This is a genomic window from Cohnella hongkongensis (assembly GCF_042654645.1).
Taxonomy (GTDB): Bacteria; Bacillota; Bacilli; order Paenibacillales; family Paenibacillaceae; genus Cohnella; species Cohnella hongkongensis.
This window is the reverse complement of the sequence record NZ_JBHSEP010000019.1, coordinates 111,841-128,843: the sequence shown is the minus strand read 5'-3', so window position 1 is coordinate 128,843 and position 17,003 is coordinate 111,841. Positions and strand designations below refer to the sequence as shown.

The window sequence follows — 17,003 nt, the reverse complement described above, 5'->3', positions numbered from 1 at the left end:
CTTAATCTGACTGCTTCTTCTTTGAATGCTTTGTCGTACCGTTTCATTGTCTCCCGTCCCCTCGTTAGCTTTCATTTTATTTCATATGAGGGTGTTTTTCGACTGCATTTTTATCGTAGCACTCCAAACATCGTATAACACCGCATTTACGCATTGCGCTGACGCCCTCGGACCGCAGAAGGGATTTCAGGGAAGTGGGAGCTGCGGGCAACCTCTTACGGGGTTCGTGAATGCGAGGAACGTTATCTGAAACCGGACAAGTACTGAAGAAAGGAGAATGAATAGAAATGAGTCGATCACTTTTAAGTTTAATACTTGTCTCTCTTATATTAATAATTCTACTAACAGGATGTAATTCTGAACCTCAGGTCGAACCAACAGACCTTGACTTAATCAAAATTGAAATTATTGAAAAATCTAAAATGCCTAATGGAATAACATATTCAATGAAATTAAAGAACTTATCCAAATTCACAATTGCTCAAAACAATGTATACATAAGTTATCCAATAAAAACGTCAGCTGGATCTAAAGGAAACGAATTCAAAATTGAAGCTAAAAATAATAGATTACAAATTGAACCCGATGAAGAGATTTTCTTAAGTGCTTTTGCGCCAATTGAAAATTATGAAGAAAACCAGAAATTAGATACTGAAAACTTCAACCTAGAAATTATTGGATATATAGAAGAAGTTAAAGAGACAAGACGGTTTCAAAAGATCGGAGGCATAGAATTATTTAAATAATTATTTGGAAGTATTGCTTTGAGGTGTCCGGCATCAGGTAACACCCTATTCGCGCTGCGGGCCATTCGGCCCTTGATCTGCCCGAAGTGATTTCGAAGAAGGGAGGCCAGGCAGATACATTCATTCCCCTAAGATAAGAGCTATCTAAGGCGAATGGAAGTCGCGAATACAAGAGCGTTAACCGAAAGACTTGCAAAATAAGACAAAAGGAGCCTGTGAAATGTCCGTACACATTGAGGAGAAGGTGTCCTTCACAGTTATCGGGAAGGTCGGACAAGGTTTATCAGCCGAAGGCCATAAGTGGATTCCAGCGCTTTGGCAAGAAGCGAATAGTAAGTTTGATGAAATTCGCAATTTAGAAAAAACAGATAGTTCAGGAAATCCAGTTGGCTTTTGGGGAGCCATGAGTGATGTGTCTGAAAGTTTTAAGCCTTGGGCAGAGCAAGGTCTATATTTAGCAGGTTGTGAAGTATTCGATCATTCTGTTGCTCCAATTGGTTGGACAAAATGGGTAATTCCATCATTTAAATACGCAGTAATAAAGTGCAATCAAACAACATATCAAGAAAAATTCAGATATATGATTCATGAATATCTACCAGAAAATAACTATACACTTGTTGGGGCAGTACATGAATATTATACCCCCATAGAAATTAATGGAAATTTATGTTTATATTTTCCAATAGAAAAGAAGAATAAAAGATAATTGTATTCAGAGCATATTCAAAGATGGCAAGTCCATCGGATAACAATGTGTTCACGCATCGGGCTGACGCCCTCGGTCGCAGACGTGGGTTCGAGGGAGCGGATGCTGCGACAACTCCTTACTGGTGTTCGGGAATGCGAGCAACGTTAGCTGAAATACAAATATAAACTTTGGAGAATCATGATGCCCAGAGGGAGATCAATGATTAAGGAAATAGAAAAATCCGAAGGAACTCTATTCAATGCATTCACGCATCGCAGCCTTGCGGCTGCTCGGTCGCCGAGAGGCATTTTGAGGAAGAGGATGCAGGCGGACAACCCTGCGACTCTAACCGCGTCGCGGCCGTCCCGTTGGGGCTTAAGGTTCTCGGGTTCGGGAATACATAAACGTTATCAGAAATTACTGAGATAAAAAGGAGAAAAACAATGAAGTACTTTCAGATGATCATGATTGCTTTTCTTTTTTTGTTTACAGCATGCAGTAATGGTGAAAAACCAATAGAACAAAAAGAGATTATAGGGAAATGGATTGTGACGAATGATCAAGTGAACACAAATAAGTTTACGACCAAATATGGACGAATACATGTCTTGGAAGCAATGCGAGTTCAGCAACATTTCAATGAAGGAATGAATGTGGAATTCTTATCCGATGGAACAGTTAAGTTTGAAAATATCACAGGGAAATATACTCTACAAAGTCAAGATGGATTTAATTATATAAACTTTATAGGTGAGGCTTCGGAGTCAAGTCATCCGATTGAATTAAAAGAAGATAAATTACAAGTTAGTGTGTTTATTCTAGAAAGAATATAAGGAATTAAGTCATTCAAAGATGTCAGTAACTTCGCCTAACATCATATTGTGCGAACCATCTTTTGACCCTGAAAAAAAACGCCGCATAACTTTGATTTTATCAGCCAAGATATACGAACCCAGGCGCTTGCGCTGTACTGCGCTTATATAAGAGTGGGAAAGTTAGCTAAGGGAGTTGACATCATATGCAGCGTTCCTCTGTTCCTGTTCTACACGATATATGTATACCCTCAACTGGAATGATGACTGAAAGCTTTACATATCGCCGATCAACTTACAGTGTGTTAATTGTTCACGTACAGGCCGCCACGCTAGAGATTGATTCCAGTACTCATACGATATCAGGTTTTTGTTGTATATCTTTACCGCCCAACACAACGCTGCGCCTCAGTCAGTCTGCCGAGAATCAGTCCTCTTCAACCGAGCAGTTGCGAGTATATGCGTGCGAATACGAATGGATTGGCGGGGAGAGGTTGGAAGGGCATCTATCTACTTCGTGTCTGGTTAATCTGCGTGACTCATCCTTGCTTTATCAAATGTTGGAATTACATGATGCATTTTCATCTCAGCTATATAATGGAATATCACGGCGATTATCCACACAAGCGAAGTTTCTTACCTTACTATCCAATGCATGGTGGACACTTGAGCAGCCTTACGCAATTAAGTTGACTAAGTCACTCGACGGTATAGATGTAGTGATTGCTCATTTGAATAAGCATTACAATCGAAAAATCCGGAGAGAAGAAGTCGTATCCATGTCTGGCTTGAGTTTAAGGCGATTCACACAGGTTTTTAAAGAACGCACGGGTTTTACATTAACCGAGTACCTTGATCGGCTGCGCATAGACAAGGTGAAGACCTTTTTGTTGCAATCTAAGAAGCCATTGAGGGAATTAGCTCGTCAAGTCGGATATAATGATGAATACTATTTGAGCCGAAAGTTCAAGAAGGACACGGGCATGCCACCTACCGTATATTTACAGAAACCTAAGAGCGTAGCATCCTTGGAACATGCATATACAGTGGATTTATTATCGCTAGGCGTTCTCCCAAAAGCAGCAATTACCGATACTTGGTTGAATGATCGATTCAAGCTGCCGTTGCATACCGGTGTATTCCAGCCTCTTTATTGGCAGACACAGCATCAGGAGCGGCTCCGTATACTTCAAGAAGTCAAGCCGGATCTTATTCTGCATCCACTAATGGACTCTGAAGAACAGCATGCGCTGGAGCCTTACCGCCATATCGCCCCAGTTATTCAGATCCCATGGCGGGATATGAAATGGCAGCAGCAATTTGAGATCATCGCTGAGCTGCTTGGCATGGAGCAAACTGCGCGCAACTGGATCAATAACTTTAATGATCGAGTAGGGCGGGTGCGGGAATCTCTTTATCGTACGTGGGGACAGCAAATGACTGCAGCTATTATCAATATACGCAGTGATCGCACGCTTATTTATGCGTATGGCTATATGGGGGCGGATCTACTTTACGATAATTTGCAACTAACACCTCCGAAGAGTGTGCTAGCTATGCGCAGCAACAGGTTAGAGCATCCTGAGTTTTCTGAACATCAATTGTCTTCCTACGATGCAGATCATTATTTCCTGTCAGTAGAAAACAATCATGCCGCAAGACTGCGAGCAGAAGCAACATTAAAGCACCCTGAATGGCTGGCTAGGACGGCTGTGCAGCGACAATGTGTATACGAAGTGGACATGACCAAGTGGTACGGTTATGGACCTGCTGCAATCGATGCGCAATTAGATGATGTTATCCGATTACTCCTGCCCAATTATCCAAATGATTATGGCTCAATCTGACATGTACACGGTTAGTCAACCTTGCTAAGATTGATAATGATAATCATTATACAGGAGGAAAGTTAGCAATGGGTAGAGTGAAGAACATACTGATGTGTTTCATAGCAGCGATCATGCTTATGTGTGTGGCGGCATGCAGCAATTCGAATGTTGCTGACAAACCAACGGAGGCATCTACACCGATATCGACAGAAAGTCCTTCAAATGATCAACTTGTTGATCAAGTTGAAGAGTCTACGCGATCATATGCGCATATAGCTGGCGACAGTGCTATTCCGGTCAAAGCAGAACGTGTAGTGACGGATTGGTATTACGGTCAACTTGTTGCACTCGGACTAAAGCCTATAGGGACAGATGATTATGTATGGAAAAACCATCCGTTTATCGAGCAAGCAGGTACGGAGAGCATCGGACAATCGTTGGAGAAAATCATTGACCTCGGGCCTGATTTGATAATTTCTTGGGGCGCGGATAAATATGAGGATTATTCGAAAATAGCGCCGACCGTTCCACTAGAATTAAGTGGAGGTCCGAAGGATTCGGTGCGTATATTTGGGGACATTCTTGGCCGGGAGGCAGAGGCTGAGCAATGGAACACTCAGTTCGACAATAATGTCGCTGAAGCTCGTCAGAAGATTTCAAGTGTAATTGATGCCGGTGAAACCTTCACGATTTTTAGTATATGGAAAAATACTTTACGCGTTTATGGTTTTGTCAATATGGGCGGATATGCCCTGTATGAATCTTTAGGAGTAAAGCCAAATCCGAAAGTAGACGAATTGTTTCGAAACTCCGATGAATGGTATCGTGAAATCTCATTCGAGAATATTCCGGAATTTGCTGGAGACCATATTATTCTGACGAGTTATGATCCCGATGGTACATCAACCATCCTGAAGGAGCTTGAATCGAGTTCCATCTGGAGCAATCTGGATGCCGTCAAGAATGGCCGCGTATATTCGATTGATTATAACACATTATACTTTGATGACCCGATTGCTATTGAGAAACAAGTAGAGCTGTTGGCAGACATGATCGCGAAATCACGCTAAGCACCCTTGGACCGGCAGAAGTGATTCGAGGACGCGGTTCAACGAAACAGAAAATCCTCACAGAAGAACGGAGCTGTTCTTCGTGAGGATTTTTATCGAGGGTTATAACGCGGTCTCCTGACGAGTTTGTCCATCTTTCCATACGACTTGTTGCCCATAATTTTTTCCCCAATTGTACATCATTTTCAGTACAGGCATGAGGCTTTCACCGTATTCCGTTAAAGAATATTCTACCCGGGGCGGGACCACGGGATACACTTTACGGAGGATCAACTGATCTTCTTCCAATTCGCGCAGCTGATTGGTCAACATTTTTTGCGTAATGTGGGGGATCAGCTTTTTCAGCTCGCTAAACCGTTTCGTTCCTTCCAAACCGAGATGCCACAAAATGATTAATTTCCATTTGCCTCCGATCACGGCCAGCGTCAATTCCTTCTCGCAGTTAATTGTCATCAAGTCGATGCGATCCTTTACCTCGTTCGCCATCTTCATCCCTCCTCCCGGAAGTATACCACAAGTAACTACAATAAATAAAAGGATATACTATCTGTTTGGAAACCAAGAGAATTGACGAGCGAGTTTATGCACGATTTGAACGCGTCAACTGCTTTTTTCCACAGCATGCCCGCCGAATTCGCCCCGAAGTGCAGCTACGACTTTGCCTGCAAATGTATCGTCATTCAAGGATCGGTAGCGCATCAATAAAGAGAGCGTGATGACCGGGGCGGCTGTCTGAAGCTCCATAGCTTCCTCCGCCGTCCACTTCCCTTCGCCGGAGGAGTGCATGACCCCCTTGATTTCATCCAGTCTTGCATCCTTCGAAAAAGCGCGTTCCATCAGCTCCATGAGCCAGGAACGAATGACAGAACCGTGATTCCACAATTTTGCCACTCGTTCGTAATCGAAGTCGTAGCCGCTCTTTTCCAATATTTCGAACCCTTCGCCGATTGCAGCCATCATGCCGTATTCGATTCCGTTGTGCACCATCTTAAGGTAATGCCCGCTTCCTGCGTTCCCCGCATATAAATAGCCGTCCTCTACAGCGGTATCGCGGAATATCGGTTCCACGATCCGCCAAGCTTCTTCATCTCCGCCAACCATATAGCAGGCCCCGGATCTGGCCCCCTCCATTCCTCCGGAAGTACCCGCATCCATGAAGTGGATACCGCATTCTTTAAACAGGTTGTAACGGGCGATGGAATCCTTGTAATGGGAATTGCCTGCTTCGATTACGATATCACCCGCCTCCAGAAGAGGCTTTAAGGCGATCAGCACATCTTCTACAAAGCTGTGGGGAATCATAAGCCAAACCATTCTCGGTTTCTCCAGCAAGCCGACCAATTCTTCCAGCGCGCATACGCCTATTGCTCCGCGGCTTTCTGCTTCCGTCACCGCTTCCGGATGTACATCATAGGCCACAACTTCATGCCCGTGAGTGAGCAAATTGAGGGTCAGATTCATGCCCATTTTTCCTAAGCCAACCATTCCGATTCTCACTGTGCGATCATTCTCCTGTCTATCAAATCAACTCTTCGATCTTTCGGGGGGCCATCTCCTCATACAGCCACCAGGCATGGCCTTGTTTGCCCGTCAATGTATTTGCGGCAGCGGGACCGCTCGTTCCAGCCGGATACGTATGAAGCGGCAGCCTATTTTCTGCAAAGGCCTCAAGTACAGGCTGGACCCACTTCCATGAAAGCTCGACCTCTTCCCAATGCGTAAAGTATGTGGCATCACCGCGTAACGCATCCAGAAGGAGCCGTTCGTAAGCATCGGACAGCGCCCCGTCGCTCCTGGCAACTGCATCTGCTTTCTGTTCGATAACTCGATCCTTGTAATGAAGAAAAACGCGTTCATCCGGATTGATTCGGATCTCAAGCCGATCGGGCGCCGCGCTCGAACCGCCGTCACCGCATTCTCCTTGTTTCGGTTCGAATTCAACCGTAATGGCCGTCAGCTTTTCTTTCATTCGTTTTCCCGTTCGGATGTAAAAAGGGATGTTGCTCCATTGCTCGTTATCGATCCATAGACGGGCAGCCACAAACGTATCCGTCATGGAATCGGTTTGCACACGCGGTTCATCGCGGTACGGGGCGAAGGTTATGTTCTCGTACGTGCCGGCGGTATATTGGCCGCGAACGATATGCAATGCCGCTTCCGCTTTCGATATAGGCCGCAGCGCTTGAAGTACTTCGCATTTCCGGGCGATCGTCTCGTCAGCGGATCTGCCTGCCGGAAAACGCATGGCAATCATCATCAGAAGCTGCAGCATATGATTTTGGAACATGTCCCGAATCGCCCCGGCCCCTTCATAGTAGTCTCCACGTCCCTCGACGCCTACGATTTCGCTTGCGGTGATCTGAACATTCGAGATCCGGTTCCTATTCCATAATGCGTCTATTTGCGGATGGCTCGCGATCACGGAATGAAGTTTTTGCACCATCGGCTTGCCCAAATAATGATCGATTCGATAAATTTCGTGCTCTTCGAACGAGCCGCTCATTTTCTCGTGCAGCTCTATAGCAGACTGTAAATCATGGCCGAACGGCTTCTCAATGACCAGCCGCTTCCATCCTTTCGTATCGCCGAGCCCGCTCTCTTTGATCCGATAAGCGATGTCGTGAAAAAATTCCGGGGCAACCGACAAATAAAACAGCCGGTTCTCCGGTATATCGAGCTCCCGTTCCCTCTCCTGAATGAGCCGCAGCAGGCCCTCATATCCTGCCGTATCCGTTACATCCAATGAATAATAGCGGAAGCAGGCAAGGAAAGAAGACAAAGTCCCCGGGGCTTCATCCGTTTGCTTGGCGTAGGTATGAAGCGCTCGTGCGACGTAATCTTGAAAATCCAAAGCCGTAAAGCCCTTCCGTCCCAAGGCGATGACGGAGAATGCGTCCGGCAGCCTCCGTTTGCTATATAAGCTGAACAAGGCTGGAAACAGCTTTCTTTTCGCCAAGTCTCCGGTTGCCCCGAAAAGTATGAATGTTGCCGAATCCATAGGTTCCAACCTCCCGTAGCTAAATGTATGAATGAAAGTCCTCACCAAGAGAGGCCCTTCGGGTAAATGGCTTGTGATCGGCTTATTCCAGGTTGGCATGTCAAGATTCAGCGCCAATTGAAGTTACAAATGATGATCTCTCCTTCAGAATGATTATTGTTGTTCAACACAGCCTATTGTAGAGCCGCAATTTCTTTTTAGGAAGTAGGTACTTTGCCGTGAGGTAGTTACTTGGAGGATACTGGTTTGCCGAGATCGAGGGTTCGTCATTAGGCATTAGTTTCTTCGGGGATACTATGGCACTTTTAGGTATGTACTTGTTTGAAGAACTTAATTTTAACATAATCATATTGATGAAGTTCCCTTTTTATCGGCAAGCGCCCTGCAACATAACCATATTGAAAGGAATAGACGAATAAAATGAAAATCAGAGTATGAGCGATACAATATGAAAGCAGAGGAACATGCACATTATCGGGGGGAACTCATGTTGTTCGAAAAGGACTTTCCCGGCTTAATTCGCTTCCATCTGCGATTCCCCGAAGGAGCCTATGTGTCGAGGTTGAAGGCGAAATCGCCGGGTCGGTGACAGCGTGAAAAAACATACTAAGGAGAATATGAGAATGGAATATCGCAGAATTACGAGCATTGACGATCCTTTATTTAAACAAATGCATCAGCTCATGCAAGAGGTGTTCCCACCCGAAGAAGTATTAGAGTTCAGCCTCTGGAAAGAGCCTCTGGAGGATCCTGGAATCCGTGTGTTTGTAGCTGTTCACGAAGGAAATGTATACGGTGCAACGGAATATCGTTATTATGAAGATTTTAATGTTGCGATGACTGACTTTACAATCATTGGCCGTCCGGGACTGGGGATTGGCCGGTTCCTAGCCGAGAGGCGTTTAGAGGACTTGATCACGCTGGCAGAGGACAATGGAAAACAGTTGTACGGTATGTTTGCCGAAATTTATGACCCATACCAGGTCGAGCACTATGAATTTGGCGGGGTGAAACCTATGGATCCGTATGTTCGCCGTGAGGTTTTATCGCACCTTGGGTACAAACGTCTCGATTTTCGGTATGTTCACCCTTCATGGAACAACGATGGAGAAGCTGTGACTGGACTCGACCTTTGTTTCCTTCCGATAAACAATTACAGGAATGAACTACCAACGGAGCTTATTGTAAACTTTTTAAAAAGATATTATGCTGTCCTGTCGAACAAGCCGATATCTTGGACTGAAATGATTGTCAAATTGCAACAGAAAGATACTGTTGCACTTATGCCGATTTAACGCAGGCATGCCCCAAAAAGAAGCAGGCGAATCCGGTATGCGGGTTCGCCTGTTTCCACACTGCGTTAGGAATTACGCATTTGTCATGGTATTGGGGTATAATCACTCAAAATCGTTAAGTTAAGTTGCTCGAGGCGAGCAGAGCTTGAGATCAAATCGACTTCGGTGATTTTCTCGTCTTTTATTGTAAATTGGATCACGTACATTAACCTCCCGCTTGGAGCTGCAATCGCCCCGATGCGTCCATTCACAAGGGCTGCTTGCGCAGCTTTGGCGTGTCCCGATACCTTCTTGGCCAAGGAGGCTGCGCCCTTGGTCTCGGCTCGTACGCCCGCTTCTCGATCGTCTCGAAGCACGACATCCGGATCCAGCATCGCTACCAGAGAATCGAAATTCCCGGCGTAAGCTGCAGCCAAGAAAGCGTCAACAAGCTTCCGCTGTTGATTCACATCGGTTTGGGAATCGATCTCATTTCCTCTCACCTTTTGGCGCGCACGGCTTGCAAGTTTTCTAGTGGCGAGTTCGGATTTTCCCACGATAGGTGCAATCTCGCTGAATGGCATGGCAAAGATATCATGCAAAACAAAAGCCATCCGTTCTGCCGGTTTAAGCCTATCTAACACAACTAGCAGTGCAAGTCCGACGGAGTCGGCCAGCAGTGCTTCTTGTTCAGGATTGTAACGGTCTCTAGCCAGATTTTCTGGTAAAGGGTCATCCATGCATTCCTCGCGTCTTGCTTTCCTCGAACGCAGCATGTCAAGACAAATCCGCGATATCACTGTGGTTAACCATCCCCCTAAATTCTCAATCTTGCTTCGATCTGAGCGGTGAAGACGCAACCACGTTTCTTGCACGGCATCCTCCGCTTCTGCCAATGATCCGAGCATGCGGTAGGCTATAGCCAGCAGATGATTTCGGTACGACTCGAATTGTTCTTCCATACGAATGAATCCTCCATCATCGTGTTTCTATTTGAACATGAAAGGTGCTTCTTACCCTTTTGACGAATCACATTCAACTAACGTGACAAAAAAGCAAAATATCGTGCCGGTCACACTCTCATCGTACGGCACGTCAAGATAATGTGAAGCCGAGAGTCAAAGGCCTCGATAACATCAAAAAAGGAGTGTTTCCGATGCAATCCAGAACAAGAAATCCGGTAATTATTTTGCCTGAAGCGGGTCAAGCCCTTCAGGCGCTGGGCAAGGCCTTGTTTGCTTCAGCCGAGAACAACGGGATGCCGGCCCGCATCCTCTTCCTTGCCTACCTTCGTGCCAGCCAAATTAACAGAGATAGTGTCTGCGTGGACCTTCATTCCCGCAACGCGATGGCAGCAGGTGAATCGATTGAGCGAATTTTAGCCGTATCTGCTTGGCGTGAGACAACAAATTTTACAGACGCGGAACGTGCGGCTCTGGCACTCAGCGAGTCGATGACTCGGCTGCATGATCAGATCGATCCCGTACCTGACGAAGTGTATAAGGAAGCAGCCCTTCACTATGATGAGACGGCACTGGCTACGCTTATGACCGGGATTGCCACGGCCAACCTCTATAATCGGCTTAACGTCGCTACCCGTCAAGTCGTGGACGTTTTGTCCTGCAAATAAATCGGCAGGCGCCACATAGTGGAAAGGGGGGGCTTCTTCAATATGGCAACAGTACTTTACGTTACAGCTCACCTACGCGATGACGAGCGATCTTATTCCATGACAGCAGGAAAAGAATTTGTAAGCAGTTTAAAGAAGAGGAAATTCAAAAAAAGCATCAAATAGTGGAGAACTTCTAAGAGAAGAATTCCATATGACGAGGGAAGTTGATTCATCAGCTTCCCTTTGTAATTTAACGAAATGGGGTATATATCGATGAATATGAGAGGGTTGAAAATGCTGCTTTTGAGGCTATGCGAGCGATCACGACCCATGCAAAAAATAAATGATGGCATATTTTAACTGGTCAAGGTTCCAGTCCCTTTTCAATTGTTTGCTGGGTTTAATCCTAGTTTGACATCACTAAAATATTATGTTCAAATGATTAAACAAACAAACTTAACGATGGAGATAACATCAATGAGCCAAGAGTTTGAGCAAATGGTTGAACAATTCAAAAATTATATTCCTCTACTCGATGCGTTGAAGGACGAAAAACGTCATGCCATTATCCTGTTGCTGGCCCAACACAAGTCTGGACTTAACGTGAATACGATAGCAGAACATATCCAATTGTCCAGACCTGCGATTTCTCATCACTTGAAGGTGTTAAGGCAAGCAGGCTTTGTTGATTATATAAAAAAGAATGTGGAGAATCATTATGTGCTAACGATCCGTAAACCGCTCGAGCAACTCAAATTATTAATTGCGGCAATTGAAGCCCATTGTAGCAAATCTTGATAACCCATGTGTAGAGGAATAATTTTTTTTTGGCATATTGGTTTATAAGTTTGAACTAAAGAACGGAATGGAGCGATACCAATGAAAGCTATGGTCATTGAGAAGTACGGAGAACATGTCCCCTTATTGTTGAAAGAACGTCCGATGCCCGTTGTCGGCGATTACGATGTGCTGGTGAACATACGCGCCGCAAGCCTCAATCCCATTGACAGTAAAATAAAAGCGGGAAAATTGAAGTTTCTATTACACTATGAGATGCCCTTAATCCTGGGCAATGATTTTTCCGGTGTTGTTGTCGAGGTTGGAGACAAGGTTGAGCAATTTAAACCTGGTGATGAAGTATACGGAAGACCGCGGAAAAGCAGGATCGGAACTTTAGCGGAATATATAGCTGTTCATCAGGATGATATTTCATTGAAACCGACGAACCTTAGCTTTGAAGAGGCTGCATCCATTCCACTGGTTGGACTGACCGCTTATCAAGCCTTGCACGACATTTTCAACCTGCAAAAAGAGCAAAAGATCCTCATTCATGCCGGTTCCGGAGGTGTAGGGACGTTTGCAATTCAGTTGGCCAAATCCATGGGGGCATATGTAGCGACAACAGTTAGCGATCAAGGCTATGGCTTGGTTAAATTATTGGGTGCCGATCAAATCATCAATTACAGGAAAGACCCATTCGAACAACTGCTCGAGGGATATGATGCCGTTTTGGATACTTTAGGTGGAGATGTATTGAAAAAATCATTTCAAATATTGAAGCCAGGAGGCAAAATTGTGTCTGTTTCCGGACTGCCGAATGCCCAATTTGGCAAAGAAGCAGGATTGGGATGGTTGAAGACCATGCTATTATCGATTGTCAGCCGAAAGCTTACAGCACTCGAGAAAAAGACTCAGGTGAGCTATCGTTTCTTGTTTATGAAGCCCAGCGGAGCGCAACTGAGGGAGGTTAGGGAGTTGTTAGAAAAGAGACGTATTATTCCTGTGATTGACCAGGTGTTTGCATTTGCAGAAGCACCGCAGGCCTTGGCATACCTTGACAGAGGAAGAGCTAAAGGAAAAGTCGTCGTATCCATTAAGTAACCTACAGGAAAAGCGTCGCCATCCAAACATTCCTGCTCCTCGTCGCCGGAGTGGGCCGGGCGTGAAGTGACCGTGCGGATCGGCGCGCATAACGGCGAGCCGATGACGGTGCACCTTCGTCTTTTACGGGCTACCCATCCATCTGCGCCATCAAGTAATATCGCAACAAAAACTAGAAGGTAGCCATGTCAGTATTATTGTTCAAGCAGGATTGAAATGATACCTAAGCTCAGATTACCAAGAGTAAGTAGGCTCGGTATGATTGTTGAAATGAGTCATTCACCTTTTTCCAGTCCGTTTTAAGCCGTGATACGATATTTATTTACTCCACCATTCATTAACGGGATAGTTGTCTCCTTGTAGCGATACAGTTTCCCCCATACGTGGAACTGTCATTTTGATCGATTGTTTTTTTGCCGCTATCATGACACGATGGATTGGATCAAGCCACCCGTGGGGGGCTAATTGAAAGGCAGCCCAATGAATCGGAAGCATGAATTCACCTCTTAAGTCCATATGGGCTTGTACCGATTCTTCCGGAAACATATGGAGGTCCGGCCAACGTTCGTCATATTGTCCACACTCCAAAAGAGTAAGTTGAAAGGGTCCGTATTTTTCCCCGATTTGACGAAAGTGAGGGCCATACCCGCTGTCTCCGCTAAAAAACACGCTTCCCGATAAGCCGATGATTGACCATGAACACCACAAAGTTCGATTTTTATGCAAGAAGCTCCGCCCCGACACGTGACGCGCAGGCGTGCAGGCGATCTTCAACCCTTCCCACTCTAGTTCATCCCACCAGTCCATCTGGGTGATATTGGAGCGGGGGACCCCCCAGCGTTCAAGATGGCCCGCAACTCCCAGCGGGACAAAAAAATGACCAACCTTATCTTTTAAATGTTTTATTGAATAATAATCCAGGTGATCATAGTGATCATGGGAAAGAAATACGGCATCAATGGCAGGCATATTTTTGACATCTATCGGCAGGTTGTCGTTAAATCGTTTGCTTCCCAGCTTGGGAAAAGGGAATGGAGACCGTCCAAACATCGGGTCGAATAGTAATCGCTCGCCGTCTAAATCAATGAGTACGCTTGAATGACCGAACCAGATCGCCTGATTGAAATCAGACAATGGTTTCGTATTCCCGATATCCGTCATAACCAGCTCAATTGGCGTGGAAGGCCTGCCATCGGCAGGCTTCCCGCGAGCAAAATCCCAAAGTACAGATAATTGGTTGTGCATAGACATTCTGGTTGAAGTAGGGATAGCATTGACAAACTTGTTATTTTTGTAATGAACAGATCCTTTTATGCGTGCTTGCGTTTTTCTGTCCGGCTTTCTGCCGAACGCCGGGTTAAAGAGCATCAGGAGCATTGCCGCAATAAAGCTACTCACATCATAGTCTCCTCTCCTAATACGAAAATACAGGGTACCTTTTCTATACATATAGGTTGATTATTTACCAAGGAACTATTCCATTCCGATCCATAAAAGTACCCGTAGGTCCATTGTCGTCAAGAGTTGCAAGCTTCACAATCACATCTGTACCCTCACTGACGGTTTGGTAGCCGCGATGTCCATTAAGGTCGGTTGCTGTCGGGCCGGGATCTGCGGCATTAATACGGAATTCGGGCAAAGCCTTGGCATATTGCACAGTCAGCATCGTGACGGCCGCTTTGGATGACGAGTAAATCAAATCGTTTACTCGGGACTCAATCTTTTCAGGATTCGTCACGCGAGCAAAGGAACCTAATCCACTGCTGACATTGACGATAACAGGCATCTTCGATTTGTGCAGCAGAGGAAGAAAGGCTTGTGTCACACGAACAATACCGAAGACATTGGTGTCATAAACGGTACGGAAGTCATCTGCGGCCACATCATGAGTGCCCAGGAGTCCCCTTGTTATTCCCGCATTATTGATAAGGACATCCAAATGCCCTTCATTTTGCTTCATTTCGGCAACTGCTTCATGTATGGATGCATGATCGGTCACATCAAGCCGTACAAACTTGGCGCCAAGCTTGTCAGCCGATTCTTTGCCGCGTTCTACACTGCGAGCACCAAGATACACAATGTGACCATATGCGATCAATCGTCGTGCCGTTTCGAAGCCCAGACCTTTGTTTCCACCTGTAATCAATGTAACGGTCAATTCAAACAACTCCTTCTTTGTTGATGTGATATACCTATCACATAATAACACGGCCAATGTGATATGTCTATCACATTTATCGATGTTGTGATACAATGATGAAAAAGGGGATGTAAACATGCAGAATGACAAGCGAAATTATCATCATGGAAACTTAAAAGAAACGCTAATTCGAACCTCGCTTGAAATGATCTCAGAACATGGCATTCAAGGTTTTTCAGTGGCCAAGGTCGCCAAAAAAGCAGGAGTTGCGATCAGTGCTCCCTATCGTCATTTCCCTAATCGAGAAAGTTTGCTTGCGGAAACGGGGATCGTTTTTCTTACGGAGCTCACATCGAGAATGCGGTCTGCAGCAACCGAAGCAGGTGATGATCGAATTGAGCGTGTGGCTTCTGTTGCTGGCGCCTATGTGCAGTATGCACTTGAACATAATGTCAGTTTTCATTTGTTTGCTGCAGCCAGAGAGTCCCAGCTAGCCGCATTCCATGAACGAAGTCGCGAGATGATCCATTTTCTTTTTACATTAATGCAGGAAGCCGTTCCGAATGCGACTTGGAATGAACTGCTCGAGCTTATGGAAGCGCTGCTCGCTCTCGTTCAGGGATTTGCGGATATGTTCTATGAAGGTTATTTTTCTCAGCTGAATTTGTCAAAGGAACAGATTTCCAAGCGTTCAGCCGCTGCTGCCAAACTGCTTATCAACGGGTGGAATCAATGCAGCAGAAGGGCATGAGTAAGCTCAATGCTGGGCCCGTGCAAAGGGAGGTATACTCCGGAGTAGAAACGCCAATGTGGGGACATATCGGGGAGCGAGCTGGCCTCCGCTCCATTTTATATTTGAACTGCTTATGGCAGAAATTGAATTGCCACAAATAATTGTTATCTAATCGCTAGCAGGAGGTTTGCCCATGGATATTGCAAATGAAGTAATCGAGAGTATGTTGACTAAGTTTAACTCCGAAAGGAAATGGACTCTTCAAGCGATTGCCCAATTGTCAGAAGAAGATCTAACATGGACGCCTGATCTTGAAAGTAATAGTATTACAAACCTAGTCGCTCATATAAGGGGTTGCGTTCATTCGAGAATAGAGACAATCTTTTTTGATATACCAGACACCAGGGACAGAGACAAGGAATTTGAACATGGACTTAAATACTCTAAATACCGGACAAATAATATATGCAGCAAAGATTAGAAGGGGGCAGCTTGTATGGAATTATGACTAATATTAATGTGCTTGAAAAAAATAATTGCATGCCAAAATTATGCTAATCGAGGACTAAATCCAAATCAAGAGGACCAATATGAAAAATACAGTATACATAATCTCAGGACCTGCCGGTGTTGGGAAATCTACAACATCTCAAAGACTGGTCAACGAATTGAGTAGAAGTGCTTATATATCAGGAGATGATGTAAGTCATATTCCAGTTAATGGACGAGGGAAACCTTGGCTTGACAAAGATACATTAGACTTGACATGGAAGAATATTCTGTGCATAACAAAGAATTTGTTAGACTATGAATATGATGTAGTGATCGACTATGTGGCGTTTCCCAAAGAAGTGCAGCGGCTATCACAGGAATTGATGGATCGAAATATCAGAATTGTATATGTCGTATTGTTGGCAGATAAAGAAACAATAATGTTCAGGGATCAATTAAGACCAGAAGAAGTTCGGATGGGAGAGCGAAGTTTGATTTTGTTAGCAGAGTTTGAGAACGAAGTAGAATTAATGGACAGATACAAGCTTTACACACATCTATTTAAAGAAGAACAAATACCAGAAATTATTGAGGAAATCATGAAGAACGAAAAGTACATTCTTAGGTAATTCGAAGAAGAGGTTCCGTGGGGATGTCTCAATGAAGAAAATAAAATCATATCTAATACGTTAGGAAGAATTTTAGCGATCCCTGCGATTGTAATT

18 protein-coding genes are annotated in these 17,003 nt (G+C 44.9%); 12 read left to right on the top strand and 6 right to left on the bottom strand.

What is annotated here, in order from left to right:
• The first annotated feature begins 287 nt into the window (after nt 1-287).
• The 5 genes from ACFO3S_RS21545 (at nt 288) to ACFO3S_RS21525 (ending at nt 5,148) form a co-directional block, all read left to right on the top strand.
• Nucleotides 288-746: a hypothetical protein gene (locus ACFO3S_RS21545; RefSeq protein WP_378100292.1), complete on the top strand. Its 459-nt coding sequence runs from the start codon at nt 288-290 to the stop codon at nt 744-746.
• Between the two features lie 220 nt (nt 747-966).
• Nucleotides 967-1,455 carry a GyrI-like domain-containing protein gene (locus ACFO3S_RS21540; protein ID WP_378100290.1) on the top strand — a complete coding sequence of 163 codons (489 nt, stop codon included), beginning with the start codon at nt 967-969 and terminating at the stop codon, nt 1,453-1,455.
• Between the two features lie 425 nt (nt 1,456-1,880).
• On the top strand, nt 1,881-2,270 hold the full coding sequence (locus tag ACFO3S_RS21535) for a hypothetical protein (protein ID WP_378100288.1): 390 nt from the start codon (nt 1,881-1,883) through the stop codon (nt 2,268-2,270).
• Nucleotides 2,271-2,455: 185 nt separating this feature from the next.
• Nucleotides 2,456-4,096, top strand: a complete 1,641-nt coding sequence (locus ACFO3S_RS21530) for an AraC family transcriptional regulator (RefSeq protein ID WP_378100287.1) — start codon at nt 2,456-2,458, stop codon at nt 4,094-4,096.
• Nucleotides 4,097-4,164: 68 nt separating this feature from the next.
• The gene (locus ACFO3S_RS21525; protein WP_378100285.1) at nt 4,165-5,148 is read left to right on the top strand and encodes an ABC transporter substrate-binding protein; all 984 of its coding nucleotides are present in this window, start codon (nt 4,165-4,167) and stop codon (nt 5,146-5,148) included.
• A gap of 102 nt (nt 5,149-5,250) precedes the next feature.
• Here the strand turns inward: ACFO3S_RS21525 and ACFO3S_RS21520 are convergent, their stop codons facing one another.
• The 3 genes from ACFO3S_RS21520 to zwf all read right to left on the bottom strand — a co-directional run bounded on the left by ACFO3S_RS21520 (nt 5,251) and on the right by zwf (nt 8,146).
• The gene (locus ACFO3S_RS21520) at nt 5,251-5,634 is read right to left on the bottom strand and encodes a winged helix-turn-helix transcriptional regulator (protein ID WP_378100283.1); all 384 of its coding nucleotides are present in this window, start codon (nt 5,632-5,634) and stop codon (nt 5,251-5,253) included.
• 114 nt (nt 5,635-5,748) lie between these two features.
• On the bottom strand, nt 5,749-6,645 hold the full coding sequence (gene gnd, locus ACFO3S_RS21515; RefSeq protein ID WP_378100281.1) for a phosphogluconate dehydrogenase (NAD(+)-dependent, decarboxylating): 897 nt from the start codon (nt 6,643-6,645) through the stop codon (nt 5,749-5,751).
• Nucleotides 6,646-6,667: 22 nt separating this feature from the next.
• Nucleotides 6,668-8,146 carry a glucose-6-phosphate dehydrogenase gene (gene zwf, locus ACFO3S_RS21510; RefSeq protein WP_378100279.1) on the bottom strand — a complete coding sequence of 493 codons (1,479 nt, stop codon included), beginning with the start codon at nt 8,144-8,146 and terminating at the stop codon, nt 6,668-6,670.
• Nucleotides 8,147-8,769: 623 nt separating this feature from the next.
• On the opposite strand from zwf, the gene ACFO3S_RS21505 reads away from it, so the two are divergent.
• Nucleotides 8,770-9,441 (top strand): GNAT family N-acetyltransferase, encoded by a 672-nt coding sequence (locus ACFO3S_RS21505; protein ID WP_378100277.1) that lies wholly within the window; start codon nt 8,770-8,772, stop codon nt 9,439-9,441.
• Nucleotides 9,442-9,524: 83 nt separating this feature from the next.
• On the opposite strand, the gene ACFO3S_RS21500 is transcribed toward ACFO3S_RS21505, so the two are convergent.
• Nucleotides 9,525-10,382: a sigma-70 family RNA polymerase sigma factor gene (locus ACFO3S_RS21500; RefSeq protein ID WP_378100275.1), complete on the bottom strand. Its 858-nt coding sequence runs from the start codon at nt 10,380-10,382 to the stop codon at nt 9,525-9,527.
• 194 nt (nt 10,383-10,576) lie between these two features.
• Here ACFO3S_RS21500 and ACFO3S_RS21495 point away from each other — a divergent pair, with 194 nt between their 5' ends.
• The 3 genes from ACFO3S_RS21495 (at nt 10,577) to ACFO3S_RS21485 (ending at nt 12,913) form a co-directional block, all read left to right on the top strand.
• The gene (locus ACFO3S_RS21495) at nt 10,577-11,050 is read left to right on the top strand and encodes a carboxymuconolactone decarboxylase family protein (protein ID WP_378100273.1); all 474 of its coding nucleotides are present in this window, start codon (nt 10,577-10,579) and stop codon (nt 11,048-11,050) included.
• Between the two features lie 459 nt (nt 11,051-11,509).
• Nucleotides 11,510-11,830, top strand: coding sequence for an ArsR/SmtB family transcription factor (locus ACFO3S_RS21490; RefSeq protein WP_378100271.1), 321 nt, complete (start codon nt 11,510-11,512; stop codon nt 11,828-11,830).
• 81 nt (nt 11,831-11,911) lie between these two features.
• Nucleotides 11,912-12,913: an NADP-dependent oxidoreductase gene (locus ACFO3S_RS21485; RefSeq protein ID WP_378100269.1), complete on the top strand. Its 1,002-nt coding sequence runs from the start codon at nt 11,912-11,914 to the stop codon at nt 12,911-12,913.
• 318 nt (nt 12,914-13,231) lie between these two features.
• On the opposite strand, the gene ACFO3S_RS21480 is transcribed toward ACFO3S_RS21485, so the two are convergent.
• Nucleotides 13,232-14,311: an MBL fold metallo-hydrolase gene (locus ACFO3S_RS21480; protein ID WP_378100267.1), complete on the bottom strand. Its 1,080-nt coding sequence runs from the start codon at nt 14,309-14,311 to the stop codon at nt 13,232-13,234.
• 64 nt (nt 14,312-14,375) lie between these two features.
• Nucleotides 14,376-15,071 carry an SDR family oxidoreductase gene (locus ACFO3S_RS21475; RefSeq protein ID WP_378100266.1) on the bottom strand — a complete coding sequence of 232 codons (696 nt, stop codon included), beginning with the start codon at nt 15,069-15,071 and terminating at the stop codon, nt 14,376-14,378.
• 118 nt (nt 15,072-15,189) lie between these two features.
• Here ACFO3S_RS21475 and ACFO3S_RS21470 point away from each other — a divergent pair, with 118 nt between their 5' ends.
• The 3 genes from ACFO3S_RS21470 to ACFO3S_RS21460 all read left to right on the top strand — a co-directional run bounded on the left by ACFO3S_RS21470 (nt 15,190) and on the right by ACFO3S_RS21460 (nt 16,907).
• A complete protein-coding gene (locus tag ACFO3S_RS21470) occupies nt 15,190-15,804 on the top strand; it encodes a TetR/AcrR family transcriptional regulator (RefSeq protein ID WP_378100264.1) in 615 nt (204 codons plus the stop codon).
• Between the two features lie 175 nt (nt 15,805-15,979).
• Nucleotides 15,980-16,267 carry a DUF1572 family protein gene (locus ACFO3S_RS21465; protein ID WP_378100262.1) on the top strand — a complete coding sequence of 96 codons (288 nt, stop codon included), beginning with the start codon at nt 15,980-15,982 and terminating at the stop codon, nt 16,265-16,267.
• A gap of 109 nt (nt 16,268-16,376) precedes the next feature.
• A complete protein-coding gene (locus tag ACFO3S_RS21460) occupies nt 16,377-16,907 on the top strand; it encodes an AAA family ATPase (RefSeq protein ID WP_378100261.1) in 531 nt (176 codons plus the stop codon).
• Nucleotides 16,908-17,003: the final 96 nt, after the last annotated feature.